Origin of the sequence: Celeribacter sp. HF31, from assembly GCF_011806455.1 — a bacterium.
Classification (GTDB): domain Bacteria; phylum Pseudomonadota; class Alphaproteobacteria; order Rhodobacterales; family Rhodobacteraceae; genus Celeribacter.
Genome location: NZ_JAATOT010000008.1, coordinates 84,484 through 110,196, shown reverse-complemented (window position 1 = coordinate 110,196; position 25,713 = coordinate 84,484). Strand labels below are relative to the sequence as shown.

Annotated in this window: 27 protein-coding genes; 19 read left to right on the top strand and 8 right to left on the bottom strand. The window is 60.8% G+C overall.

Annotated features, from left to right (window positions below; translation table 11 throughout):
• Positions 1-245: 245 nt before the first annotated feature.
• Both lon and tgt read right to left on the bottom strand, forming a co-directional pair.
• A complete protein-coding gene (gene lon / locus HCZ23_RS16840) occupies positions 246-2,651 on the bottom strand; it encodes an endopeptidase La (protein ID WP_167602912.1) in 2,406 nt (801 codons plus the stop codon).
• Between the two features lie 377 nt (positions 2,652-3,028).
• Entirely contained in the window at positions 3,029-4,174 is a 1,146-nt protein-coding gene (gene tgt / locus HCZ23_RS16835) for a tRNA guanosine(34) transglycosylase Tgt (RefSeq protein WP_167602911.1), read from the bottom strand.
• Positions 4,175-4,268: 94 nt separating this feature from the next.
• On the opposite strand from tgt, the gene HCZ23_RS16830 reads away from it, so the two are divergent.
• Positions 4,269-5,195, top strand: a complete 927-nt coding sequence (locus HCZ23_RS16830; RefSeq protein WP_167602910.1) for a diacylglycerol kinase family protein — start codon at positions 4,269-4,271, stop codon at positions 5,193-5,195.
• Positions 5,192-6,031 (top strand): metallophosphoesterase, encoded by an 840-nt coding sequence (locus tag HCZ23_RS16825; protein WP_167602909.1) that lies wholly within the window; start codon positions 5,192-5,194, stop codon positions 6,029-6,031. Before HCZ23_RS16830 ends, HCZ23_RS16825 begins: the two co-directional genes overlap by 4 nt.
• A gap of 2 nt (positions 6,032-6,033) precedes the next feature.
• Here the strand turns inward: HCZ23_RS16825 and HCZ23_RS16820 are convergent, their stop codons facing one another.
• Entirely contained in the window at positions 6,034-7,395 is a 1,362-nt protein-coding gene (locus HCZ23_RS16820; RefSeq protein WP_167602908.1) for a nucleobase:cation symporter-2 family protein, read from the bottom strand.
• A gap of 406 nt (positions 7,396-7,801) precedes the next feature.
• On the opposite strand from HCZ23_RS16820, the gene rimK reads away from it, so the two are divergent.
• Positions 7,802-9,226 (top strand): 30S ribosomal protein S6--L-glutamate ligase, encoded by a 1,425-nt coding sequence (gene rimK, locus HCZ23_RS16815; protein ID WP_167602907.1) that lies wholly within the window; start codon positions 7,802-7,804, stop codon positions 9,224-9,226.
• 15 nt (positions 9,227-9,241) lie between these two features.
• Here rimK and HCZ23_RS16810 read toward each other — a convergent pair whose 3' ends face one another.
• Positions 9,242-9,913, bottom strand: coding sequence for a site-2 protease family protein (locus tag HCZ23_RS16810; RefSeq protein ID WP_167602906.1), 672 nt, complete (start codon positions 9,911-9,913; stop codon positions 9,242-9,244).
• Positions 9,914-10,103: 190 nt separating this feature from the next.
• On the opposite strand from HCZ23_RS16810, the gene HCZ23_RS16805 reads away from it, so the two are divergent.
• From HCZ23_RS16805 to HCZ23_RS16770, 8 genes are all read left to right on the top strand, one after another.
• Positions 10,104-11,603, top strand: coding sequence for a pyruvate kinase (locus HCZ23_RS16805; RefSeq protein ID WP_167602905.1), 1,500 nt, complete (start codon positions 10,104-10,106; stop codon positions 11,601-11,603).
• Between the two features lie 64 nt (positions 11,604-11,667).
• Positions 11,668-12,042: an SUF system Fe-S cluster assembly protein gene (locus tag HCZ23_RS16800; protein WP_167602904.1), complete on the top strand. Its 375-nt coding sequence runs from the start codon at positions 11,668-11,670 to the stop codon at positions 12,040-12,042.
• A gap of 309 nt (positions 12,043-12,351) precedes the next feature.
• Positions 12,352-13,188: a LysR family transcriptional regulator gene (locus HCZ23_RS16795; RefSeq protein ID WP_167602903.1), complete on the top strand. Its 837-nt coding sequence runs from the start codon at positions 12,352-12,354 to the stop codon at positions 13,186-13,188.
• Positions 13,189-13,271: 83 nt separating this feature from the next.
• Positions 13,272-13,913, top strand: a complete 642-nt coding sequence (locus HCZ23_RS16790) for a hypothetical protein (RefSeq protein ID WP_167602902.1) — start codon at positions 13,272-13,274, stop codon at positions 13,911-13,913.
• Complete coding sequence (locus HCZ23_RS16785) at positions 13,906-14,622, top strand: DUF3307 domain-containing protein (RefSeq protein ID WP_167602901.1); 717 nt, start codon at positions 13,906-13,908, stop codon at positions 14,620-14,622. Before HCZ23_RS16790 ends, HCZ23_RS16785 begins: the two co-directional genes overlap by 8 nt.
• Positions 14,623-14,655: 33 nt before the next feature.
• Positions 14,656-15,018 carry an iron-sulfur cluster assembly accessory protein gene (locus HCZ23_RS16780; RefSeq protein WP_167602900.1) on the top strand — a complete coding sequence of 121 codons (363 nt, stop codon included), beginning with the start codon at positions 14,656-14,658 and terminating at the stop codon, positions 15,016-15,018.
• Positions 15,018-15,329, top strand: a complete 312-nt coding sequence (locus tag HCZ23_RS16775) for a TfoX/Sxy family protein (RefSeq protein ID WP_167602899.1) — start codon at positions 15,018-15,020, stop codon at positions 15,327-15,329. The genes HCZ23_RS16780 and HCZ23_RS16775 overlap by 1 nt, the downstream gene beginning before the upstream one ends.
• Positions 15,330-15,422: 93 nt before the next feature.
• Positions 15,423-15,605, top strand: a complete 183-nt coding sequence (locus HCZ23_RS16770; RefSeq protein ID WP_254870356.1) for a GFA family protein — start codon at positions 15,423-15,425, stop codon at positions 15,603-15,605.
• A 35-nt stretch (positions 15,606-15,640) separates the two neighbouring features.
• Here the strand turns inward: HCZ23_RS16770 and HCZ23_RS16765 are convergent, their stop codons facing one another.
• On the bottom strand, positions 15,641-16,552 hold the full coding sequence (locus tag HCZ23_RS16765; RefSeq protein ID WP_167602898.1) for an isopenicillin N synthase family oxygenase: 912 nt from the start codon (positions 16,550-16,552) through the stop codon (positions 15,641-15,643).
• Positions 16,553-16,684: 132 nt separating this feature from the next.
• Here HCZ23_RS16765 and tpiA point away from each other — a divergent pair, with 132 nt between their 5' ends.
• Both tpiA and HCZ23_RS16755 read left to right on the top strand, forming a co-directional pair.
• Positions 16,685-17,443 carry a triose-phosphate isomerase gene (gene tpiA, locus HCZ23_RS16760; protein WP_167602897.1) on the top strand — a complete coding sequence of 253 codons (759 nt, stop codon included), beginning with the start codon at positions 16,685-16,687 and terminating at the stop codon, positions 17,441-17,443.
• Positions 17,440-18,153 carry a 2-phosphosulfolactate phosphatase gene (locus HCZ23_RS16755; protein ID WP_167602896.1) on the top strand — a complete coding sequence of 238 codons (714 nt, stop codon included), beginning with the start codon at positions 17,440-17,442 and terminating at the stop codon, positions 18,151-18,153. Before tpiA ends, HCZ23_RS16755 begins: the two co-directional genes overlap by 4 nt.
• Positions 18,154-18,215: 62 nt before the next feature.
• Here the strand turns inward: HCZ23_RS16755 and HCZ23_RS16750 are convergent, their stop codons facing one another.
• Both HCZ23_RS16750 and dksA read right to left on the bottom strand, forming a co-directional pair.
• Entirely contained in the window at positions 18,216-19,379 is a 1,164-nt protein-coding gene (locus tag HCZ23_RS16750) for an FAD-dependent oxidoreductase (RefSeq protein WP_167602895.1), read from the bottom strand.
• A gap of 187 nt (positions 19,380-19,566) precedes the next feature.
• Positions 19,567-19,989 carry an RNA polymerase-binding protein DksA gene (dksA, locus tag HCZ23_RS16745; protein ID WP_167603023.1) on the bottom strand — a complete coding sequence of 141 codons (423 nt, stop codon included), beginning with the start codon at positions 19,987-19,989 and terminating at the stop codon, positions 19,567-19,569.
• A gap of 185 nt (positions 19,990-20,174) precedes the next feature.
• Between dksA and HCZ23_RS16740 the strand changes: the two genes are divergently transcribed.
• On the top strand, positions 20,175-21,017 hold the full coding sequence (locus tag HCZ23_RS16740; protein WP_167602894.1) for a MoxR family ATPase: 843 nt from the start codon (positions 20,175-20,177) through the stop codon (positions 21,015-21,017).
• Positions 21,018-21,019: 2 nt separating this feature from the next.
• Here HCZ23_RS16740 and HCZ23_RS16735 read toward each other — a convergent pair whose 3' ends face one another.
• Entirely contained in the window at positions 21,020-21,343 is a 324-nt protein-coding gene (locus tag HCZ23_RS16735; protein ID WP_167602893.1) for a DUF2934 domain-containing protein, read from the bottom strand.
• A gap of 253 nt (positions 21,344-21,596) precedes the next feature.
• On the opposite strand from HCZ23_RS16735, the gene HCZ23_RS16730 reads away from it, so the two are divergent.
• From HCZ23_RS16730 to HCZ23_RS16710, 5 genes are all read left to right on the top strand, one after another.
• Positions 21,597-22,037, top strand: coding sequence for a GNAT family N-acetyltransferase (locus HCZ23_RS16730; protein ID WP_167602892.1), 441 nt, complete (start codon positions 21,597-21,599; stop codon positions 22,035-22,037).
• A 138-nt stretch (positions 22,038-22,175) separates the two neighbouring features.
• Complete coding sequence (locus tag HCZ23_RS16725; protein WP_254870355.1) at positions 22,176-23,582, top strand: DUF2927 domain-containing protein; 1,407 nt, start codon at positions 22,176-22,178, stop codon at positions 23,580-23,582.
• 35 nt (positions 23,583-23,617) lie between these two features.
• Positions 23,618-23,782 (top strand): apolipoprotein acyltransferase, encoded by a 165-nt coding sequence (locus HCZ23_RS16720; protein WP_167602890.1) that lies wholly within the window; start codon positions 23,618-23,620, stop codon positions 23,780-23,782.
• 2 nt (positions 23,783-23,784) lie between these two features.
• The gene (locus tag HCZ23_RS16715) at positions 23,785-24,969 is read left to right on the top strand and encodes a VWA domain-containing protein (protein WP_167602889.1); all 1,185 of its coding nucleotides are present in this window, start codon (positions 23,785-23,787) and stop codon (positions 24,967-24,969) included.
• A 38-nt stretch (positions 24,970-25,007) separates the two neighbouring features.
• Complete coding sequence (locus HCZ23_RS16710) at positions 25,008-25,688, top strand: M48 family metallopeptidase (RefSeq protein WP_167602888.1); 681 nt, start codon at positions 25,008-25,010, stop codon at positions 25,686-25,688.
• Positions 25,689-25,713 lie beyond the last annotated feature (25 nt).

The following is a 25,713-nucleotide window of genomic DNA, read 5'->3' as shown; positions in this document are numbered from 1 at the left end:
AAGATGCGCCTTGTGAAGGCATGCCTGAGCCAAAGCGTTTCTCAAAAAACTTGAGGCTCTCAAGTTCTGATAAACGCAGAAATATCAATTCAGTGTGGCAATGTTTTTCGCTCGATCCGATTCAGATGAAACGAAAAACACCTTAAGCCACCAAAAGAAAATCCCAGCGCCTCGATTGACCGCGCAGAACGAAGAAAGCCGACCCGAAGGCCGGCTTTCGCAGTGTTATTGTTTCCAGATCGGGATCAGTGCGCGACTGCGCCCTGCCCTTCACCCGTCGAGGAAATCTTGGCCAGACGCGCGGCTTCTTCTGCGGCATCGTCCCATTCGATCGGCTCAGGCTGTCGCACCAGCGCGTGTTTGAGCACCTCGGACACATGGGTCACGGGGATGATGTCCAGCCCCTCTTTGACGTTGTCCGGGATGTCCGCCAGATCCTTGACGTTCTCCTCCGGGATGAGCACGGTTTTGATCCCGCCCCGCAGCGCGGCAAGGAGTTTCTCCTTGAGCCCGCCGATGGCCGTTGCATTGCCGCGCAAGCTCACCTCGCCGGTCATGGCGATGTCTTTGCGCACCGGGATTTGCGTCAGGACGGAGACAATGGTGGTGACCATCGCCAGACCCGCGGAGGGTCCGTCCTTCGGCGTCGCACCATCCGGGACGTGGACGTGGATGTCCATCGTGTCAAAGAGCGGCGGTTTCACCCCGATCGAAGGCGCAATCGAGCGCACATAGGAACTGGCCGCGTCGATGGATTCCTTCATCACATCGCCCAGTTTCCCGGTGGTCTTCATCCGCCCTTTGCCGGGCAGTTTCAGCGCCTCGATCTGCAACAGATCGCCACCCACTGAGGTGTAGGCCAAGCCGGTCACAACACCGATCTGATCCTCTTTCTCGGCCAGACCATAGCGGAACTTTCTCACACCAAGGTAATCTTCGAGGTTTTCCGGCGTGACCTGCACGCTTTCGACCTCTTTCTTGATGATCTTCGTCACCGCCTTGCGGGCGATCTTGGCGAATTCCCGCTCCAGATTCCGCACGCCAGCCTCACGGGTGTAGTAGCGGATCACATCCATGATCGCCTCATCCGTGACAGAGAATTCCTTGGCTTTGAGGCCATGGTTTTTCACCTGTTTCGGCAGCAAATGCTGTTTCGCGATCTCGGCCTTTTCCTCTTCGGTGTAGCCCGAAAGCGGAATGATCTCCATCCGGTCGAGAAGCGGCCCCGGCATGTTGTAGCTGTTGGACGTGGTCAGGAACATCACGTTGGAGAGATCGTATTCGACCTCCATATAGTGATCCACGAAGGTGGAATTCTGTTCCGGATCAAGCACTTCGAGCATCGCCGAGGCAGGGTCGCCCCGGAAGTCCTGCCCCATCTTGTCGATCTCGTCCAAGAGGATCAGCGGGTTCGTCGTCTTCGCCTTTTTCAAGGCCTGGATGATCTTGCCCGGCATGGAGCCAATATAAGTCCGGCGGTGACCGCGGATCTCGGACTCGTCACGCACGCCGCCCAAAGAGATGCGGATGAACTCGCGCCCCGTGGCTTTGGCGACCGATTTGCCCAAGGAGGTTTTGCCCACGCCCGGGGGGCCGACGAGGCACATGATCGGGCCTTTCAGCTTTTTCGAACGCTGCTGGACCGCGAGATATTCGACAATGCGTTCCTTGACCTTCTCAAGCCCGTAGTGATCGGTGTCGAGGATTTCTTCGGCCCGGCCAAGATCCTTTTTCACACGCGATTTCGTGCCCCACGGGATCGACAGCATCCAGTCGAGATAGTTGCGCACCACCGTGGCCTCCGCCGACATCGGCGACATGTTCTTGAGCTTTTTGAGCTCGGCCTCGGCCTTCTCTGCGGCCTCTTTCGACAGTTTGGTCGCTTTGATCTTCTCTTCGAGCTCGGCAATTTCGCCGGCCCCATCGTCGCCATCGCCCAGCTCCTTCTGAATGGCCTTCATCTGCTCATTCAGATAGTATTCGCGCTGGGTGCGCTCCATCTGGGATTTGACGCGGGTCTTGATCTTTTTCTCGACCTGCAAGACGGACATTTCGCCCTGCATCAGGCCATAGACCGCCTCGAGGCGCTCATCGACCGCCAGCGTTTCCAGAAGTTTCTGTTTCTGTTCGACTTCGACACCCAGATGACCGGCCACGAGATCGGCCAGCTTCGCCGGTTCGCGCGTCTCGGAGACGGCGACCAGAGCTTCTTCGGGCACGTTCTTTTTCACCTTGGCATAATGTTCGAACTCTTCGCGCACGGAGCGCAAGAGTGCGGCCACGGCTTCCGCATCGCCTTCGCTCTCGTCGAGCGGCGAAATCTCGGCCTCGAAATGGCTGTCATTATCGAGAAAGCGCGTCAGTTTCACCCTGCGCTCGCCCTCGACCAGCACTTTGACGGTGCCATCCGGCAGTTTCAGAAGTTGCAGCACATTGGCCAGCACGCCGACGCGGTAGATGCCATCGGTGTCCGGGTCGTCCACGGCCGGATCGATCTGGGCGGACAAGAGAATTTGCTTGTCCTGCGCCATGACCTCTTCGAGCGCTTTCACGGATTTTTCGCGTCCCACGAACAGCGGCACGACCATATGCGGAAACACCACAATGTCGCGCAGCGGCAGGACGGGATAGGATTGGAGTTGCTCGTGCATTGTCATTCCTTATCTTGGCAAAAGAGCCGGGCCCCAAAGCGGCAGCCATTGGCTCTTTCCTGTCTTGGTAACAATATCTGGGGGCCTGTCCCCGGGATTTCAACCAAGTCAAGTTGCGGCTGATAATGAGTGTGCCCCTCATCTGCGCCTCTCGCAAGGGCAGAATTGCCCCCAAAGCGCGGGTTTTTCTCGCCAAAATACGCAAAAATGGCTTTAAAAGCGGTTGTTTTACAGAAAACGCAAGAAAATGGAGGGGTTATCCCCGCCCTATTTCCTGCCTGTTTTTCCCGCAAGACAGATCACAGGAAAGATCACGGGCAATCAAGATGCTGTGGACAACCACGCAGAGGCCCAAAAACAACCCAAGGTTGATTCTCTCAAAGCGGCTCTATATCGCCCTCGGCACGCTTGGCGTGGAAGTCAGCTTCCCAGGCCTCAAATGTGCCCCCCGCAATCGCGTCGCGCATGCCCTGCATGATTTCCTGGAAATAATGCAGGTTGTGCCAGGTCAAAAGCATGCCGGAGATCATCTCGTGGCTGCGGAAGACATGGTGCAGATAGGCGCGCGAATAATTCGAACACGCCGGGCATGTGCACTGTTCATCCAGCGGACGCGGGTCATCGGCGTGGCGCGCGTTCTTGATGTTGACCTGACCGCGACGGGTCCAGGCCTGGCCCGTGCGGCCAGAGCGCGAGGGCAACACGCAATCCATCATGTCGATGCCGCGTTTCACGGCGCCGACGATGTCATCGGGTTTGCCCACGCCCATCAGATACCGCGGCTTGTCCGTCGGCAACATATCGGGCGCGAAATCCAGCGTCTGGAACATCGCCTCCTGCCCCTCGCCGACCGCAAGACCGCCCAATGCATAGCCATCGAACCCGATCTCTTTGAGAGCCTCGGCGCTCTCTTCGCGGAAATCCCGCTCCAAACCGCCCTGCTGAATGCCGAACAGCGCATGCCCCGGACGGTCGCCAAAGGCATCCTTGGACCGGGCCGCCCACCGCATCGACAGTCGCATCGACTCCGCGATCCGGTCGCGATCCGCGGGCAGTGCGGGGCATTCGTCGAAACACATCACGATGTCGGAACCCAGAAGCTTTTGAATCTCCATCGACCGCTCCGGCGTCAGCTCGTGTTTGGAGCCATCGACATGCGAGCGAAACGTCACGCCCTTTTCGGTCAGCTTACGCAGGTCGGCGAGGCTCATGACCTGAAATCCGCCGCTGTCCGTCAGAATGGGCCGCTCCCAATTCATGAACTTGTGCAGCCCGCCCAGTCGCGCAATCCGTTCCGCCGTGGGCCGCAGCATCAGGTGGTAAGTGTTGCCCAAGAGAATGTCGGCGCCCGTCGCGCGCACGCTTTCGGGCAACATCGCCTTGACGGTCGCGGCCGTCCCCACCGGCATGAAGGCCGGCGTGCGGATCTCGCCCCGCGGCGTCGAGATCACGCCGGTGCGCGCCTTGCCGTCGGTCGCGTTGAGGGAGAATGAGAATCGTTCGGGTGTGGTGTTCTGGGTCATGGCGGAGGCTTTAGCGCCAAACGCGCTTTCAGGCCAGATGCAACCATTCCAGCACTGGCGCGTTGAAAAATGCATCCCTTGCTTTGGAGACCCCATGCGCGCCGTCATCCTTGCCAATCGCCAGTCCGGCACCAACCGCCAAGATGCGGAGGCGCTTGAGCGGGCTTGTGCCGCCTTCGGCGAGGGTTGTGAGCTCATCACGCTCGACCCGGACACCGATCTGAGCGATCTGATCGACCATAAAATCAGCGAGGGCGCCGAGGCGGTGATCTCTGCGGGCGGCGACGGCACGGCCATGGCGATCGCCAATGCCATGCTGGGCCGCGACGTACCGATGGGCGTTCTGCCGATGGGCACCTTCAACTATTTCACCCGCGGGCTGGGCCTCTCCGAGGTGCCCGAAGAGGCCGCCGCCCAGCTTCGCGACGGCGAGACCCACGACATTCGCATCGGACAGGTCAATGGCCGCGCCTTTCTCAACAATGCCTCTCTGGGCGTCTACCCCGCGATCCTCAAGAAACGCGAGGCAATCTATGATCGCTGGGGGCGGCACCGCGTGGTGGCTTATTGGTCGGTGATCAAGACGATCCTTCAGACCCAGCACCGCATGAAATTGTCGATCACGGCGGATGGCACGACGCATGAGGTCAAAACGCCTTTGGTCTTCATCGCGCGCTCTGCCTATCAGCTCGATGTCTTCGGCCTCGATGGCGCCGAGACCATCTCGGAGGACGGGTTTGCGACCTTTGTCATTCACGCGCGGTCTCGCATGGACCTCATGCGCCTCGCCATAACACTCGCCGCACGTAAAATGCCGCCGCGACAGGATTTCACCCTCATTCGCGCGCATGAAGTGGTGATCGAACATCAGGGCAAGGCGCAGCCTCCCTTTCTCACCGCCTTTGACGGCGAAAAGGCACGGCTTTCGGCGCCCCTGACCCTGTCGATGAGCGAGGCGCCTTTGCGCATTCTGACCCCCAAGAGTACGCCCCAAAAAACGGAGGACCAAATCGCCGCATGACCCGACTGATCCATCTCTCCGATCTGCATTTCGGCCGCACCGACCCGGCGCTGGCCGGACCTCTCTTGCGCACCATTGCCCGGCAAGAGCCCACCTTGGTGGTGATTTCCGGCGATTTCACCCAGCGCGCGCGCCCCGGCCAGTTCGAGAAAGCCAAGGCCTTTGTCGCGGCCATCGAGGCGACTGAGACCCCTGTGCTGTCAGTCCCCGGCAATCACGACACGCCGCTCTATAACCTCTTCATGCGCTGGCTCATGCCCTATGCGCGCTACAAACGGGCAATTTCGCGCGATCTGGAACCGACGTTCGAGACCCCGGAGATGCGTGTCGTGGGCATCAACACGGTCAATCCCTTTGCCTGGCAAAGCGGCAAGCTCTCCGCCCGCCACATCACCCGCGCGATGGAGCATTTCGGCGAAGATGACGGGCGCCTGCGCGTCGCTGTGTTGCACCACCCGTTGCAACAACCGCCCACCTTGGACAAGCCGAAAACCCGTGGCGCCAAGGCGGCCCTTGCCGCGCTCTCGGCGGCGGGCGCCGATCTGGTGCTTTCGGGACATTTGCATAATGCCCAGGCCGTCCCCTTTACGCAGGTCCCCGGCGTCTTGTTCGTGCAGGCCGGCACGGCGCTGTCGACCCGCACGCGGGGCACACCCAACACGTTTAATCAGATCGACCTGAAACCCGACGGTACGCTGTCCGTGACGGTGTGGAGCGCGACCGAAGGGGATGGGTTTCTGCCCGGCCCGCCCCACAGTTATATGCAGGGCGGAACGGGATGGACGATGAGACAGGGGCAAGAGTTTGCCTCTGCCCCTCTTCGCGCACCGCGTTGAGATTACTCCGCCGCCTCGATGGTCGCCTTGGCGTCTTCGGGGATCGCCAGTGACAGGATGATCGCCGAGAGCCCCGCAAGGGTGATCGGCGCGGCAAAGACCTGTTTCAGGAAGGTCGGCAGGTTTTGCGTCGCGTCGGGCACCAGCGTGACCCCAAGCGCGAGGCCAAAGGACACCGCCATGATGTAAACCCGGCGCAGGGTCATCTCCTCTGACGACAGGATGCGAATGCCCGCCACCGCGATGGTCGAGAACAACACCAGGGTCGCTCCGCCCAGAACCGGCTTTGGGATGATCAGAAAGAAGGTGCCAAGCACGGGAAACAGGCCCAAAAGCACCAGAAACCCGCCCATATACATCCCGACATGGCGCGAGGCGACGCCGGTCATCTGGATCACGCCGTTGTTTTGCGAGAACGTGGTGTTGGGGAAGGTGTTGAACACGGCGGCGATGGCGGAGTTGACCCCATCGCCCAGAACCCCGCCCTTGATGCGTTTCATATAGACCGGACCCTCGACCGGCTCACCGGAGATCACCGAGTTGGCGGTCAGATCGCCTGAGGTCTCGATGGCGGTCACCAGATAGAGAAAGGCCAGCGGGATGAAGAGCCCGAAGTCGAAATCAAAGCCATATTTGAACGGCACCGGCAGGGCAAAGAGCTGCGCTGAGCTGAGCATGCCGAAATTCACCAGACCAAAGAAGCTCGCAACGATGGTGCCGACAATGAGGCCAATCATGATCGCAGAGATGCGCAGCATCGGTTTGCCGATGAAGGTCATCACCAAAATGATCGCCACCACCAGAGTGCCCAGCAAAAGATAAAGCGGCTTGCCGAGGTCTTCACCGGCCCGCGCGCCACCGGCGAAATCGGTGAACCCCGCCTTGATCAGCGACAGGCCGATGACGGTGATCACGATGCCGGTCACCGTGGGCGTGATGATGCGTTTCAGCTTGTCGAGGAATTGCGACAGGATGATTTCCACCATCGAACCGACGAGGCAGAGCCCGAAGATCATCGCCAGAATGTCTTCCTCGCTGCCGCCCCGGCCTTTGACCGCGAACCCTGCGGCCAGAATAGCGCCGAGGAAAGCAAAAGACGTGCCTTGCAACGACAAAAGCCCCGAGCCGACGGGGCCAATGGTTTTACACTGGATAAAGGTCGCCACACCCGAGACGAAAAACGCCATGGCGATGAGGTAGGGGATATAGGCGCCCAACCCCAAAGCGCCGCCGATGATCAGTGAGGGCGTGGCGATGCCGACGATGGAGGCCAAAACGTGCTGGATCGCGGCCAGCGCGGCCTTGGGTGGCGGCGGCACATCGTCCAGTTTGTAGACCAGTGGCATAAACTCTTCTTGGCTCATTCTATCTTCCCCTGAATTGATCGCCCGGATGCACGCCAGATTGGCCTGTCCGGGTCTTGTGTCCCTGCCCCAAGCCTGCGGCGACGGAGGCATTAACAAAAGCTTTACCTGCGTGCCCTGTGGCGCCCGACTGGCGCGGAGGGCGCAAAACGCCCAAGAAACATGCAGTTTTCCCGGCTTCGCCCCGGCTCAGGACAGGAAATAACCGAGTGAGCGGCATAGAGAGGCCAGATGTGGGTCGAAACCGGGAGTCATCCTGTCGCCTGTCACAAAACCCACAAATCCCCTTGCGAGACTCACGCAACAATGACATTGGGCGCGCAAGAGGACGCTTTGGATGTTTCCGGTTGGAGCCCCGCGCGCACCCTCTCTTCCAAACGAGAGATAAAAGAGGACGGGCACGGATATGACGGGCACGAACACGGGTACGACGTCTGGCCAGAGTTTTGGCTTTGCCCTCGGCTGGGAAGAATGGGCGGCGCTGCCGGCGCTGGGCCTGCCTGCGCTCAAAATCAAGGTGGACACCGGCGCCAAGACCTCGGCGCTGCATGCTTTTGACATCGAACCTTTCGGCAAGGCGGATGCGCCCAAAGTACGGTTCAACATCAATCCTGTGCCGGGGCGCGAGGACATCACGATTTCCTGCTCCGCCGATGTGGTAGACCGGCGCGAAGTGACCTCGTCGAATGGCGAAACCGAGCTGCGCTATGTGATCGCGACGGAGATCGAGATGGGCGATCGGTGCTGGCCCATCGAGATCACGCTCACCAACCGCACCAATATGACCTACCGGATGCTTTTGGGGCGTCAGGCCATTCAGGACGACATGATCGTGCAGCCGACCGAGAGCTTCTGCCAGCCGGAGCGCGATGACACGGTCTATTTCACCACCGCCATCCGCACGGCCACACCCGCGCGGCCCCTGCGCATCGCGGTTCTGTCACGCGAGCCCGACAATTATTCCACCCGCCGGTTGATCGACGAGGGCGAAGCGCGTGGCCATGTGGTCGAGGTGATCGACACCACACGCTGCTACATGGCGATCAACGCCATGGCGCCGGAAATCTACTACGACGGCAAGCGCCTGCCCCGCTACGACGCGGTGATCCCGCGCATCGGCGCCTCCGTGACCTCCTATGGCACCGCCGTGATCCGCCAGTTCGAGACCATCGGCACGTTCTGCGTCAACGGCTCCGAGGGCATCACCAAATCGCGCGATAAATTGCAGGCGCATCAGGTGCTGGCCCGTCATCGCATCGGCATGCCGACGACCGCCTTTGCCGCCTCTCCGAAAGACACGGACAACCTGATCGCTTTGGCGGGTCAGGCGCCTTTGATCGTCAAGCTTTTGGAGTCGACCCAAGGCCGTGGTGTCGTTTTGGCCGAGACCAAGAAAGCCGCGCAATCGGTGATTTCCGCCTTTCGCGGTCTCAAGGCCAATTTCCTCGTCCAGCATTTCGTCAAAGAAGCCGCCGGTGTCGACATCCGCTGTGTGGTGATCGATGGCAAGGTGGTGGCGGCGATCAAACGCACCTCCTCTGGCGGCGATTTTCGGTCGAACCTCCATCTGGGTGGCACCGCCAGCCCGGTGCGGATCACCAAGGCGGAACGCGAAACCGCGCTGCGCTCGGCCAAGGCCTTTGGGCTTCGGATGGCGGGGGTGGACCTGTTGCGCGCCGAGGACGGGCCGAAGGTCTTGGAGGTGAACTCCTCGCCGGGGTTTGAAGGCGCGGAAAATGCGACCGGCAAAGACCTCGCAGGCGCTCTGTTCGACACAATCGAAAAACGCGTCCGCCCGACACCCGCGCGCAAAGCGCGCGCCAAAGCGTGATTCATGGGGCTGGCTTTAGGCCTGCCCGCGCATCCGGTTCCAGTTTTCCATTACGGCGGGCAGGAAAAACAGCACAAAGATATACATGTGCAGGCCAAACACGAGGTATGGGATCAAAAGCGCCAACAGCGCGAGACCGATATAGCCCGTCACGATCGACGCACTGGTGCCCCGCATAAAGCGCAACAGGATCAGTTCGAACAGCTTGCCCCCATCGAGCGGCGCGATGGGCAAAAGGTTGAAAATCGCCAGATAGCCGTTGAGCCAGGCCATGGTCTCGAAGAACCACAGCACCGTGTCATACTCATGCCCCGCCGCCCACATCGCATTGGCGACAAGGCGGCTGACCGCCCAAAGCGTGAGCGTCACAATCGGCCCCATGGCGACGATCAACTCGCTCTCGCGCGGCGTCGAGGTGCGCGCCTGTTCGCAATAGCCGCCAAAGCCGTAGATCGTCACGCCGCGCACCGGAATTCTCTGGATCAAAGCACCCCAGGCGTGGCCCATTTCATGCAAAAACACCGAGACGATCAGCATCGCCACAAAGCCCAGATCATAAAGAATGTCCGTCCCCGAGCCAGAGGTCGACACGAACAGGAGAAACATCAAAAGAATGCTGGCCCCGATGCGGACGGGCACGCCCCAGGGACCGCGAAATTCGAAAATGGCTTGGCTGTCGCGAAACATCTCACTCCCCACAGGCTCAAAATCACGGATCGACCCTGTAGGGTCTTGTTTTTGCAAAGCAACCTTTAACCGCTCTTATCGACCATTCTCCGCCGAAACTGTGGCATTTTGAGCCAGATTTGAACTCTGCCATAGCGCTGTTACAAAGCCCGTGGAAAGACAAGGGGACACAAGTTTTTCAGGTGCGCCCATGTCCTTCTGCCCATTGCCCCCCGATCCGACCCGCCTGTCGATTGAACTCAACCTCCTGCGCGAGAAGATCACGCAAGAGGCAGAGGCGATCACCGCCGCCTGGACGGAAACCGCCGAAATTCGCCCGGCGTTTCGTCCTTCGGCCGAAAATCTGGCCAATTATCTGGCCCTGCGCCACGCCGATCTGAGCGCCATTCAGCCCGACCTCGCCGCGCTGGGCCTCTCGACCCTGGGCCGTGCCGAGCCGCATGCCCGTGCCTCTCTCGATGCCGTGGTGGCAACGCTGTCCCGGCTCTCCGGCAAGATCTCTGATGAGTATCCAGACCCCAAGGCATTCACCGAAGGCCCCGCCCGCCTCGCCGCCCGGCGTGACACGCTCTTTGGCACCGGCGCCTCCGGCGCGCCGCGCTCGCGCATTCTCCTGACCCTGCCGACCGAGGCCGCCACAGACTCCGATCTCATCCCCGGCATGATCCGTGCGGGCGCCGACGCCATGCGCATCAACTGTGCCCATGACGGGCCGGAGGTCTGGCAGGCGATGATCGACCGTATTCGCGCGGCGGGCGAGGAGATCGGGCGCTATGTGCCGGTGCTGATGGATCTCGCCGGGCCGAAACTGCGCACGGGGCCTGTTGCGGGCCCGAACAAGCAGCGCGTTTTCGTCGGCGATCGTCTCGACATTCGCCGCGACGCTCCGGGGCCTAAGGTCAAACATGTGACCACCACGCTCAGCCATCCCGATCTGATCGACCGGCTGATCCCCGGCATGCAGGTTTTTATTGATGATGGGAAGATCGGCGCAGAGGTGATTGAAATCACACAGAAAGGCGCAAAACTGCGCGTCATTCGCGCAGGGCCGGACGGGGTGAAGGTCAAGCCCGAGAAAGGCTTTAACCTGCCCGCCGTCGAGATCGACATTCCGGCCCTGACCGAAGAGGATCGCGTGGCGCTCGATTTCGTGGTCGGGCGCGCCGATATGATCGGCTATTCCTTTGTCCAGACGCCCGAAGACATCCGGCTTTTGGCCGAAGAAGTGGACAAACGTCTCGCGCCTGACGGTGCGCGCCCGGCTCTCGTGCTCAAGATCGAAACCGGCCTCGCCGTGCGCAACCTGCCGCGTTTGATCGTGCAGGCGGGTGCTCTGACCGAGACCGCCGTGATGATCGCGCGGGGCGATCTGGCGGTGGAGATCGGGTTGGAACGGATGAGCGAGATTCAGGAAGAGGTGCTTTGGCTCTGCGAAGCGGCGCATACGCCGGTGGTTTGGGCGACGCAGGTGCTCGAAGGCCTGATGAAACAAGGTCTTGCCACCCGCGCCGAAACCACCGACGCCGCCATGGCGCAGCGTGCCGATTGCGTGATGCTCAACAAAGGGCCTTATGTTTTGGAGACCATTCATTTCCTGTCACGCATCCTCGGGCGGATGGATCGCCATATGTCAAAGAAATCCGCACGCCTTGCACCGCTGCGGTCCTGGCGCGGATCTCTGAGTTTATAAGTCAGGCACTGGACGTTTTGCGCCACATTCCTTATATGTTCCCTCAGAAATAGAGGAAGCGCGCATGAGCGAAGAAGCACACTCCCAGGACGGCCCTGTCGAAGGGGCGCCTCTGATCAAACCGTCGAGCACCGATCACCCGCTGCACGAAGCGGTCGTCGAGGCCTGTCGCACCGTCTATGACCCGGAAATTCCGGTCAACATCTATGATCTTGGCCTCGTCTATACGATTGAGATCAATGACGAAAACGAGGTTCTGGTGCTTTTGACCCTGACCGCACCCGGCTGTCCTGTGGCGGGCGAAATGCCCGGTTGGCTGGCCGATGCGATCGAGCCCCTGCCCGGTGTCAAACAGGTCGATGTCGAACTGACATGGAACCCGCCCTGGGGCATGGAGATGATGTCGGACGAAGCCCGGCTTGAGCTTGGCTTTATGTGATAAAGCCTCGAAAACGATGTTGAAAGCGGCTCACTCGGGCCGCTTTTTTTTATGGCGCGTCCTCTGGTCTCAGCCATAGCCCCAACCGCCGCCACCATGGTGGACGCGCGGCGCAGAGGCGTTGCAACGCCGCCTGATAGTGGTCGCACTCGTCTCGATAGAGGCTTTTGGTCTGCGGATCGATCCTTGGCAGGTTGATCGGAAAGAACGGCACCACGGCGCCCCCTCTTGCAATATTGAAAAACAAGAGCAGAATACCCCTGAAAAAGGGTCAAAATACTGACTGATCGCGCAAGGGTATTTTCAAAAATGAAAGATGCACCCAAACTTGACGACTATGCGCTGTTTCTGGCCGTGGCCGATGCGGGTGGATTGTCGGGCGCGGAACAGGTGACTGGCGTGTCGCTTCCGACCCTGTCGCGGCGCATGGCGGAGCTGGAGCGCGCCCTCAATAAACGCCTGTTCGAGCGCGGCAACCGGGGCTACACCCTGACCGCAGAAGGCCGCGCGCTTTTGCAAGAAGCCGAACCGCTGCGCGAGGCCGCCACACGGTTGTCCCGCTTTCAGCACCGCGACCACGCCCCCAAAGTGCGCATCACCGCCGGGCGCTGGACCACGCGCTATGTGGCGCGACACCTGTCGGAGATTTGGACGCCCGCCAGCCCTTGGCGCCCCGCGCTTTTGGCCTCGAATTCCAACGTCGACATCGCGCGGCGTGAGGCCGACATCGGTATCCGCAACCGTCGCCCGGAGCAAAGCTGGCTCGCCGGGCGCAAACTGTCGCAGATCACCTACGCCGAATACGCCGCCCATCCGCGCATCTCGGGCTATGTCACGCTGCACGCGGGGCAAGCGACCACGCCCTCGGAACGCTGGCTGCGCGCCAATCACCCCGACGCGATCATCGCCACCGCGTCTGATGCCCGCTCCGTCGCAGACATGGCCGTGTCGGGCGTGGGACGCGCGATCCTGCCGTGTTTTGCCGGGCGCGAGATCATGGGGCTGATGCAGGTCTCCCCCGTGATCGAGGCGCTCACCCATGACGAATGGCTGGTGAGCCACCACGACGCCCGCCACGACCCGCCGGTGCGCGCAGCACTTGAGGTCTTGGCGGAGTTGCTGACGACAGAGGCACGGTTCGGATGAGCGCAGCCTTTTTTGGGTGCGAAATGAATAATGCATCCTAAAATGGTTGCGAAATACGCTTCGCACCCTATATTGGTTGCATCATGAGCGATAAAACCCGCAAAATAGCCGTCCTCACCGGCGATCTGGTCAATTCCACCGGGCTTGGGCCCGAAAAAGTGGAGCGCGCCTTTATGGCGCTGGAAGACTGCGCCGAGATGCAGGCGGAGTGGATGGGCGGTCAGAGCCTCCACTTCACACGGCACCGTGGCGATGGCTGGCAGGTGGCCTTGGCCGAGCCGAAATATGCGCTCAGGTCGGCGCTGTGTTTTCGGGCGGCCTTGCGGGCGCTGGGGGAAGAGTTTGACAGCTATATTGGGATCGCCGAGGGGGATGTTGAGGGCGAGATTGGGCCGGATTTGAATGAGGAGACAGCTACGGTCTTTGCGCAATCCGGCGAAGAACTCGAAGATTTGAAAACGAGCAGACACTTCAGGATGGCTCATCACAGCTTGCAAGCCATTGATGCCGCCATAATTCTAGCTGACTCAATATTTCAAAATTGGACTCCGACACAAGCAGAGACAATGAAACTGGCAATGTCTCCAGAGGCCATGAGCTTTTCACAAATATCAGAAATCCTAAAAAAATCCCGTCAAACAGTTACAAAAACCCTTAAAGCAGCAAGCTACGAGCATGTTATCTTAGCGCTTGAGACACTGGATGGAGCGCAATCAAATGCCTGAAACCCTCGCCGCCCTCTTCCTCGCCCATGTCCTCGCCGATTACGTCTTCCAACCCGGCTGGATGGTCGAAGAAAAATCCCGGCCCGAGACCCTGTTTCTGCATTTCCTCGCGGTCGCCCTCACCGCCATGGCGACCACCGGCCAAGTCGCCTCCCCCGCGATCTATGCGCTCGCGCTCTCCCATATCGCCATCGACACGATCAAGGTCCGGTTCTTCTCCGATACGATCCTGCCGCACCTTACCGATCAGGCGCTGCATCTGGCGACCCTCGTGGTCACGGCCCTTCTGGTCCCCGACCTGTTCCAAACCGGCGCCTATGCCAGCCTGACGTGGCTGCCGAAAGCCATGCTTTTCACCGCAGGCGCGATCTACGCCACCCGCGCGGGCGGCTTTGCGGTGGGCAAGCTCATGGCGCAGTTCGGGCCCAACCCCATCGGCGAGAGCCTCGACAAGGGCGGCTATTGGATCGGACTTCTGGAACGTGGGTTGATTTTTCTGTTGCTCATTGGCCAGATGCCCGGCGGCATCGGCTTTCTGGTCGCCGCGAAATCCGTGTTGCGGTTCGAGGCCGCGCAGGAGGGCAAAAAGGCCGAATGGGTGATCATCGGCACGCTGGCGTCCTTCGGCTGGGCCATCGCGGTGACGCTGGCGGTGCTGTTCATCGCCGCACAGCTTCCCCTGCTTGGAATTTCGGCCCTGAACGACTAGGTTACAGGTAAGACAGCGAAAGGAAGCGCGCATATGTTCGGCATCCCCGGAAAACAAGCGGTGACCATCACCCCCGCCGCGGCCACGCAAATCGCGAAACTGATGGAGAAGGACGGCTCCATGGGCCTGCGCATCGGCGTCAAAAAAGGCGGCTGCGCGGGCATGGAATACACCATGGACTACGTCTCCGAGATCGACCCTCTGGACGAGCTGGTCGAACAGGACGGCGCGCGGGTGATGATCGCGCCCATGGCCCAGATGTTCCTGTTTGGCACCGAAATCGACTATCAGGTGTCACTTTTGGAATCCGGGTTCAAGTTCAAGAACCCGAATGTGGTCGATGAATGCGGCTGTGGCGAGTCGATCAAATTCGACGAAAGCCTCGCCAGTAAATAATGGCCGTCACAGACGAAGACATCGCCTTTATCTATGATCTCTTCGGACCCTTGGGCGGGCTCAGCCATCGCAAGATGATGGGCGGGCTGTCGATCTATTCGGACGGGCAGATTTTCGCGATCCTGTCATCCGAAGGGCGGGTTTACCTCAAGGCTTCAGGCGATTTCGCCCAAGCGCTGGCCGCAGAGGGCAGCGTGAAGTTCGAGATGGAGAACGGGCGCGGCATGAACTACTGGACCCTGCCCGATGCCGCTTTGGATGATCCGCAAGAGGCTGGCGCCTGGGCCCGCCGCGCCATCGACGCCCTATAAAGACCCCAAAGATGATCACAGGACGATGCGAGTGCGGCAAGGTGACGTTTGAACTGCCGGAGGTGCGCGACAGCGTGACCGTCTATGTAGCCAATGCCGCCGCATCAGCGGGCATTTTGGGGCCGCAACGCGCGCGGGTTTTGCAGGTTTTGCGGATCGAGCCTGTTCTACCGGAGGAACGACGAGGACGGCCTCGGCATCGCGGCGGGCTGTCTGGACATACCCACGGGCCTGCACATCGGCCAACATATCTTCCTCAAGGACAAGGGCGATTAGTACGACCGCCCCACAGACGCGCCCCTGATCGAACGTTATGACCCGTTTTGCAGATGCACATAGGTCTCGGCGAAACGTTTCGTCAGGTGATCGCCTGCGCGGATCACCTCGCAAGACTTCAGGCCCGCCCCGATCGGCGCCACATTGGTCTCATAATTCGGGTTGAAGAACAGCGGCACGGAGAGGCGTTCCTCGGCGGAACCTTTCACGCGGTGCAGCGTCGCCCTCACCCGCCCGCCGGTCCACATCTCGAGCATTTCGCCGAAATTCACCACGAACACGCCCGGCTCCACCGTCACCGGCACCCATGTGCCGTCAAGCCCCAGAACCTCAAGCCCCGGCACGCCATCGGTGGCCAAAAGCGTGACACAGCCATAATCGGTATGGGCCGCAATGCCGAAATCCTTGTCCCCGGCCCAACTCGGGCGCTGCGGGTAAAAGTTCCCGCGCAGCAAGGCCATGGGCCGGTCGAATTTATCCGCGAAATAGCTGTCATCTTCACCGATCACCCGCGCAATGGCGCGCAAAATCTCCATCGCCACCCCCATCGCCTTGTCGCGGTACGCGGTTACGGCGGCCTCGAAGCCCTCGGGCGCGGCGGGCCAGAGATTGGGCGCATAGACCGAAAGCTCCGAGCCCGTCACCTCATAGCCGCAATCGAAGACCTCCTTGTAATCGGGGTTGGCCTTGGGGTCGACTTGTTCGCTTTTCGGCCCGCCCCAGCCGCGATTGGCACCGGTGCGCGCCATATCGACCTGAGCTTTCACCGGCTCAGGCTGTTTGAAAAACCCGCGATAGGCGGACAGCACATGGTCGATCTCCGCCTGCGACAGGCCTGTCCCGCTCACGGTCAAAAAGCCGACCTCCAAAACCCCCGCGCGCAGGGCAGAGAGAGCCTCCTCCTCGCCGCGCATCACGGCAGACAGATCAATATGCGGGATCTTCATAAGCTCTCCTTTGGGAACTTTGTCAGCGCTTCCCCCTTTTCTGCGACCTCTGGCCCCGATGCGCAACCCCGCGCTTGACTGCACCCGCAAGGCTGCAATGATGCAGGGGAATTTGCATAAGGAGGATTCCGCATGAGCGCCCAAAAGGCCCGCAAACTGGCGGCAGGAAATTGGAAAATGAACGGCGTCAAGGCCAGCCTCGCGGAGGCCACCGCGCTGGCCGAGATGTTCCCCGAACCGAAGGTCGACATCCTCCTCTGCCCGCCCGCCACGCTCGTGGCGCCGATGGCCGCGGCGCTCTTTGGCGCGAAAGTCGATGTGGGTGGCCAGGATTGCCATATGAAGTCCTCGGGCGCACACACCGGCGACATTTCCGCCGAGATGCTGGTCGACGCGGGCGCAGATTACGTCATCCTCGGCCATTCCGAACGCCGCGCCGATCACGGCGAGACGGATCACATGGTGGCCGAGAAAACCCTCGCCGCCACCATGGCCGGGCTTGCGCCTGTGGTCTGTGTCGGCGAAACGCTGGATCAGCGCGAAGCGGGCGAGACCCTCGCCGTGATCCGTAAACAACTGTCCGGCTCCCTGCCCGACGCCGTGGATCTGGCCAAACTGGTGATCGCCTATGAGCCGGTCTGGGCCATCGGCACCGGCAAGATCCCCACCCTTGACCAGATCGCCGAGGTGCATGACGACATGCGCGCCACTTTGATTGCCCGCTACGGCGATGGCGCCAACGGCATTCCGCTCCTCTACGGCGGTTCCGTGAAACCCGGCAATGCAGCTGAAATTTTCGCCACATCCAACGTCGATGGTGCGCTCGTGGGCGGCGCCTCTCTCAAGGCCGCGGATTTCTCCGGCATCGTGAAAGCGCTGGAAGAAGCGTGATCCGCATCCTCTGCGAATGGGGCCTTTCGGGCGCGCACAGACTCGTGCCCGAGGCCAACGTTCTTGTGGTCATCGACGTGCTGTCCTTCTCGACCTGCGTCGATGTCGCCACCTCCCGCGACGCGCGGGTTTACCCTTACCCGAGCCGCGACCGCAGTGCCGCCGCAACCGAAGCCCGCCGCCTCAGCGCGGAGCTCGCCGGAAAACGCAGCGACTCCGGCTATTCCCTCTCTCCCGACACGCTCACATCCCTGCCTTCGGGTGCGGCCCTCGTCCTCCCCTCGCCCAACGGTGCGCGGATCTCCTTTGCCGCCCGCGATCTGGGGCGCCCCGTGCTGGCCGGATGCCTGCGCAACGCCGCCGCCGTGGCAGATCTCGCGGCCAAACTCACAGGCCTTGATGGCAACATCGCCCTGGTCCCCGCCGGTGAAACATGGCCCGACGGCAGCCTGCGCCCCGCCATCGAAGACCAGATCGGCGCAGGGGCCATCGCTGACCGTCTGGCCTGCGCACATGGTGCAATTCTCTCCGCGGAATCCCAGATCGCCCGTGCAGCCTTCCTTGCGGCCACACTTCCGGACACGCTCAGCACCTCCGTCTCTGGCCGCGAATTAACCGACTACGGCTTTCCACAAGACGTCGACATGGCCTCTGCCCTCAACGTCTCGACTACCGCCCCGCAGCTGCAAGACGGCGCCTTCATCGCCTGATCGCGCCTACAGTTGCTTTGATATATTTCCTTTGCTGCGGAAAATACTCCCGCCGGAGGCGCTCATACGCCCTTGGTCACATCGAAATCATAAAGCCAGGCAAACCGCTCCACCGCCTGTTTCGGCGCCAGATGTCCGGCCACCCGCAGCGCGGCATGGCCCAGAAACCGTTTCGGGCCTTTCATGTGGTAGTTCTTCGCATTGGCATTCGCGGCATCGATCACGCGGGTGACGCGCGGGCGGCGGAGCGCCTGATAGGCCGGCAAAGCCTCCTCCAGCGGAAGCGTCGCGAGGCAATCGGCCAGGACCCAGGCATCCTCAAGCGCCATATTCGCGCCCTGCGCCAGAAATGGCAGGGTCGGATGGGCCGCATCGCCCAGCAAGGCCGTGCGGTCCGAATGCCAGCGCAGCGCCACCGGGTGCCGGAACAGGCCCCAACGCGAGACCTCTTCGACCCGGCTCAAAAGACCTTTCACACCGGGGCCGAAGTTGGCGAAATTGCGCATCAACTCCGCCGGATCGCCCGCATGATGCCAGCCCTCGTCCACCCAATCGGACCGCTCCTCGACGGCAACGATGTTGATCAGACTGCCGCCGCGCAACGGATAGCTCACCACATGCCGCCCCGCCGCCATATGGACCATCGCGATGGGCTCTTCATTCCCAATGGCCGGAACGGTGGCGCGCCAGGCGGTCTGTCCGGTGAAGAACGGCTTTGCAGGACCGTTGAGCATCGGGCGGAGTTTCGAATGAAGCCCGTCGGCGCCCAGCACAATCGCATGCCGCACCTCGGAACCATCGGCAAACTGCAAGGTCACGCCATCGGCATCGCCATGGATGCTGTCGATGGTATGAGACAGGCGGATGTCGATGTCGAGCGCGCGGACGCCCTCTTCCAACAGTCCGATCAGATCGGCGCGGTGCATCAGGAGAAAATCGGCATCGGGACGTGTGGCGGTGAAATCGAGGTGCAGCACCTCGCGCCCCGAATAGCCGTCCATCAGCTTGACGCCTTTTGCCCGCATCGCGCGCGACGGCGCGTCTAAGCCCAGAGCGGTCAAGACCCGCGCACCATTGGGGCTGATCTGGAGCCCCGCGCCCACTTCGGTGATCTCATCCGCCTGCTCATAGAGCGTGACAGAGGCGCCGCGCAGCGCTAGGGCCTGCGCCACCGAAAGACCGGCCACACCGGCGCCCAAAACCGCAATGTCCTGACCGATCAGCATGATGTGTTCCCCTTCATCCGCATGTCGCAACACGCAAAAACCTGTAAACAAAAAACACCAGAGTTGCCCCCGGTGTTTCTCACATTTCTGCCCTCAGATCACCGGAGCATTTTGCCGCGAGGCGAACCAGCCTCAATCGTCACAGGATCCCGGAGGGATCAATCATCCCCCCCGAGCGCAAGAGCGCTCAATCGTCCCGATGAACTTTCTCACGACGCTCGTGACGCTCCTGCGCCTCCAGGGTCATCGTGGCGATCGGGCGGGCGTCGAGGCGTTTGAGAGAGATCGGCTCGCCGGTCACTTCGCAATAGCCATATTCGCCCTCGTCGATCCGGCGCAGTGCGGCATCGATTTTCGTCACCAGTTTGCGTTGACGGTCGCGGGTGCGCAGCTCCAGCGCCCGGTCGGTTTCCTCCGACGCACGGTCGGTGATGTCCGGGATGTTGCGGGTGCTGTCTTGCAGGCCTTCGATGGTATGGCGGCTTTCGTCCAAAAGCTCTGCTTTCCAGGCCAAAAGTTTGCGACGGAAATATTCGAGCTGACGCTCGTTCATAAACGGTTCGCCCTCTGCGGGACGGTAATCATCAGCCAAAAAAACCTCAGCCTTCATCGTGCTCACCTCTGTCGTGCCCTCGGCCGCAGTCTCAGTATTGTCAGCCATCAGGCGCCCTCCAATTCGGGGTTCGTTTACCCCTTTTGATCGGGGATGTCACGTCACAATCTCTGTCGTATTGCACCTTTCCCCCCTCACGTTATGATCTCGCTCAATCTCAGAACAACAGGGGTTATTTCCCGATGAAATTCGCATCCACCGAAAGCTATGTCGCCCCGAATGACCTGACCGTCGCGGTCAATGCCGCCATCGCGCTTGAGCGGCCTTTGCTTGTGAAAGGCGAGCCGGGGACCGGCAAGACCGAGTTGGCGCGTCAGGTCGCGGCCTCTTTGGGGCTCGAGATGATCGAGTGGAACATCAAATCCACCACCCGCGCGCAGCAAGGTCTTTACGAATATGACGCTGTGTCACGCCTGCGCGATAGCCAATTGGGCGACCCGCGCGTCGAGGACGTGCGCCATTACATCAAGAAGGGCAAGCTTTGGCAGGCCTTCGAGGCGGATCGGAAAGTGGTGCTGTTGATCGACGAGATCGACAAGGCGGACATCGAGTTTCCGAACGACCTGTTGCAGGAACTCGACAAGATGGCGTTTCATGTCTACGAGACCAATGAGACGGTCTCCGCCCGCCAGCGCCCCGTGGTGATCATCACTTCGAACAATGAAAAGGAGCTGCCGGACGCCTTCCTGCGCCGCTGTTTCTTTCACTACATCCGCTTCCCCGATCAAGAGACGATGAAACAGATCGTCGAGGTGCATTTTCCGGGGTTGAAATCAGAGCTTTTGACGGCCGCTTTGACGCAATTCTACGACATCCGCGACACGCAGGGGCTGAAAAAGAAGCCCTCGACCTCCGAGGTGTTGGACTGGCTCAAACTTTTGCTGGCCGAAGACCTGTCGCCCGAGGATTTGAAACGCGATGGGGTGAATGCCCTGCCGAAACTCCATGGCGCGCTGTTGAAGAACGAACAGGACGTCGCCCTGTTCGAACGTCTGGCGTTTCTGGCGCGCGGGCAGCGGCGCTAGTCTTACTCCGCTTTCGGAGCCGCCTTCGTGGCGCGCGGTTTCTTCGCGGCCGTGGTGGTCTTGGCTGCGGGCTTTTTCGCGGCCGGTTTCTTGGCGGCGGCGGTTTTGCTCGCCGGTTTCGCCGCTGTTTTGGTTGCGGTTTTGGTTGCGGTTTTGGGGGCAGCACGTTTGCGCGGCGCCTTCGCGGGAGCCGTCTCTGGCACGCTCAGCGCCTCAACGGCCATCAACCAATGGGCTTCATCGCGCCCCTCGGGCATACCCTCTTCGAGCCACATGAAATAGGCCGCTTCGCTGATCTGGGCGTCACTGGGGGTGGTTTGGGTCATCTTAAACTCCGTTGCAGTCGTCTGCGTATCTTCCAGTTTGATTTTAACAGTTTGATGAAATGCCGCGTCTGCCAAAAACGCATCGAGAGGGTCAAAGCGTCACAGCCCTGCCCGCCACGCGCCCGAAATTTAAGCGTGCCGACCTGGAAACGGACAGGAAATCGGCACAATCGTTTTTTTCATCCTAGACCCTGGCACCTTGCACAAAGGCGCGCTTCGCCGTAGCTCAGGGTCAACGTCAAGGAGACCGCTCATGCTGACCATCCGCCCCCTCGCCCCCGAAGACCGCGCGCAATGGGACGTGCTTTGGCGCGCCTATCTGACGTTTTACGAAAGCGAGCTGAGCCCGGAGATTTATGACACCACCTTCGCGCGCCTCACCGACCCGGCGGCCAAGGAACGCGGCGCTTTGGTGGCGGAGAAAGACGGGGAATTGATCGGTCTTGTGCATTACATTTTCCACGCCCACAACTGGCGCATCGAAGACGTCTGTTATTTGCAGGACCTCTATGTCAGCGAGGCCGCCCGCGGCACCGGTGCGGGACGTGCGCTGATCGAGGGAGTCTATAAAGTTGCCGACGAAAACGGCACGCCGAATGTCTATTGGACGACCCAGCATTTCAACGAGACCGCACGCAAACTCTACGACCGGATCGGCGACTTGACGCCCTTCATCAAATATCAACGCGGCTGATTTACCCCTGAAAACCTGCGCTTACCTTCGAAACCGCTTGGCGGCCTCCGGGGAGCTGCCTTAGAATTGCCACAGTTCAAAGCTTAATGGTTTAGGGTTAATCAGGTCAGATTGAGACAGATGAAAAGGGTCAGGATATTGACGCGTCACGCGACTGTTTCGCACAGCAAGAAAACCAAAGGCCGTCTTCGTCCGCTGGCCGCCCTGATGTGCAGCCTGACCGTGTTGAGCGCCTGCATGAGCGCGCCGCAAAGCACTGTGCCCCCGTCGGCGCGCGCGTCTTCCGACATGCTCGACCTGCCGCCGATGAAGGTCTTCTCTGACGGCCAAGCCGCACCAACCTCGCGCTCCAACACCTCGATTACACGTGACTTTCTAGATTTGAGCTTCGCGCTTGAAACCGGCGCTACACTCGACCGGTTCACCCGGTTCGAAGGCCCGATCACGCTGCGTGTCACCGGCGATACGGTACCCGTGTCTTTGACCCACGATCTGTCGCGGCTGCTGACCCGGCTCGACCGCGAGGCCGGAATATCGATCACCCGCGTGCCCGCCAATCAGCCGGCCGCGATCACCATCGAAACGCTGACACAGGCCGAGCTGTCCCGCCGCGCGCCCAACACCGCCTGTATCGTGGTGCCCAACGTTTCCGGCTGGGATGAGTTCAAACATGCCCGCCGCGCCGCCCTCAGTTGGACTCAGGTGACGACCCGCGAACGCCTGTCGATTTTCATCCCGACCAATGTCCCGCCGCAGGAAATCCGCGATTGCCTGCACGAAGAACTGGCGCAGGCTTTGGGGCCGCTGAACGATCTCTATCGCCTGCCGGATTCCGTTTACAATGACGACAACATCCATTCGGTGCTGACGCCGTTCGACATGCTCATCCTGCGTGCCACCTATGCGCCCGAGCTGCGCTCCGGCATGAGCCGCGCGGAGGTGGCCCGCGCCCTGCCCGGCATTCTCGCCCGGATCAATCCGGCTGGCGCCACCGGCTACACAACTCCCGTTCAGCCAACCCCGCGCGCCTGGACCGAGGCCGCCATGGGAGCCATGGGCGACGGGTCTTTGACGTCTCGCCTGCAAGACGCCAAAACCGCTGTCGCCATTGCGCGCGCTGAGGGCTGGAGCGACACGCGCGCCGGGTTTTCCTGGTTCCTATTGGGGCGGCTTTCGATTGCCACAGATCGCGCGAGCGCCCAGCTGGCCCTGACTGAGGCCAAACGCATTTACGATGCCCGTCCGGAAACCCGCTTTCATTCCGCCCATGTGGCAATGCAGCTCTCCGCGTTGGCCCTCTCAGAAGGCCGCTATGAGGCCGCCTATGACATCTCCGCCAGCGCCATCTCTGCCGCCCGCGATGCCGAGAACGCAGCCCTGCTTGCCTCCCTCATGCTGACCGAGGCCGAAGCCCTCGACAAATTGGGTCGCGTTAGCGAGGCCCGCAGCGTCCGGCTCGACAGTTTGGGCTGGGCACGCTATGGCTTTGGCTCTGATGACGTGGTCCGGACCCGCGCCGCCGAAATCGCCTCTCTGGCGCAATAACGGCGCACCGGACCCCGAATGCGAGGGAGCGAGACATGATCGGGTTGGTATTGACCCTCCTTGGGGGGATTTGGGGCTGGCGGCTGGCCACCAAGCGCGGTGGCGACCGGGCCGACAAGCTGCAATATATGGTGGTTTACGCGCTGATCTTCGGCATCCTCGGCCTGTTCTTCGGCGTCCTTTTCGACCGTATGGTGTAACCATGTTCCTGCCCTTCTTCGAGACATTGCGCCACGAAGGCGTGCCGGTCTCCTTGAGGGAGTTCCTGTCGTTTCTGGAGGCGATGCAGGCCGGTCTTGCGACCTATGACATCGAAGAGTTCTACCTGCTCGCGCGGGTCACCATGGTCAAGGATGAGCGGCATCTCGACCGCTTTGATCGTGCTTTCTCCAAGTCTTTCCAAGGTCTTGATAATATTTCTTCAGATGAAGTGTTAGATGCACTCGATCTGCCAGAGGACTGGCTCCGCAAAGAAATGGAGAAACATCTCTCCCCCGAGGAAATGGCCGAGATCGAGGCCCTGGACGGCTTCGACAAGCTGATGGAGACGCTCAAACAGCGTCTCGAAGAGCAGAAAGGCCGACATCAGGGCGGCAACAAATGGATCGGAACGGGGGGCACCTCGCCCTTCGGAGCCTATGGCTACAACCCCGAGGGTGTGCGGATCGGGCAAAAAGAGTCACGTCATCGTCGCGCCGTAAAAGTCTGGGACAAAAGGGAATTTCGAAATCTCGACGACACGGTGGAGATCGGCACCCGCAACATCAAACTGGCGATGAAACGCCTGCGCAAATGGGCGCGCTCTGGCGCGCATGAAGAGCTCGATCTCGACGGCACCATCCGCTCCACCGCCGAACACGGCTATCTCGACGTCAAAACCCGGCCCGAGCGGCACAATGCGGTGAAAGTCCTGATGTTTTTCGACGTCGGCGGTTCGATGGACGATCATATCAAGGTGGTCGAAGAGCTGTTTTCCGCCGCGCGCAGCGAATTCAAGCATCTCGAATATTACTATTTCCACAATTGCCTCTATGAGGGTGTGTGGCGCGACAATGTCCGGCGCTGGGGCGAGAAAATCCCGACCCGCGAGGTGATGAACACCTATGGCAAGGATTACAAAGTGATTTTCGTGGGCGATGCTTCGATGTCGCCCTATGAAATCGCCATTCCCGGCGGTGCCAATGAGCATTGGAACGAGGAAGCGGGTGCCACATGGCTGGCGCGTGCGCGGGAGACTTGGCCCGATCATCTTTGGCTCAATCCGGTGCCGGAGACCCATTGGTCCTACACGCAATCCATCGCCATGATCCGCGAGATTTTCGACGACCGCATGGTGCCGATGACGCTCGAAGGCCTCGATCGCGGCATGAAACTCCTTGGTCGTTAAACCTTGGCGCAGCACACACCAGCCCCCATATTCAGAACATGCTGAGATTCACCCCCATCCTCCTCGCCCTGCTGCTGGGCTTCGCGATGTACCATTTTTCCGCCCGTCGCACCGTGCGGGAGCTGGAAGCGAAGTCCTCGGAGCTGGCCGACCCAAAGCTGACCCGCGTGTTTGCCCAATTGGCCGACGCGCTCGATCTGCCGCGTGTGCGGGTGTTTCTCTACGAGATCGACCCTGTGAACGGCCTCGCCGCGCCCGATGGCAAGGTCTACATCACCCGCGGGTTTTACGAGAAATTTCGCAGTGGACAGATCACGGATGCGGAAATGGCCTCCGTCGTGGCGCATGAGCTGGGCCATGTCGCCCTGGGTCACTCCAAACGCCGGATGATCGACTTTTCCGGCCAGAATGCGCTGCGCACTGCACTGGCCATGATCCTGTCGCGCTTCATCCCGGTCATCGGCGGCTATATCGCCGCCTGGCTCACACAAATGCTCGCAGCCAAACTGTCGCGCTCCGACGAATATGAGGCCGACGCCTATGCCACCGCGCTTTTGATCAAGGCCGGGATCGGCACCGGGCCGCAGAAATCTTTGTTTGAAAAACTGCCTAAGCTGACCGGCGCGCATGGCGCCTCGACGCCCGCGTGGTTGATGAGCCACCCGAAGACCCACGAGCGGATCAAAGCCATCGAGGCCAATGAGGCGAAATGGTCGTAAGACCACGCGTCTTTTTCTTGGCAAA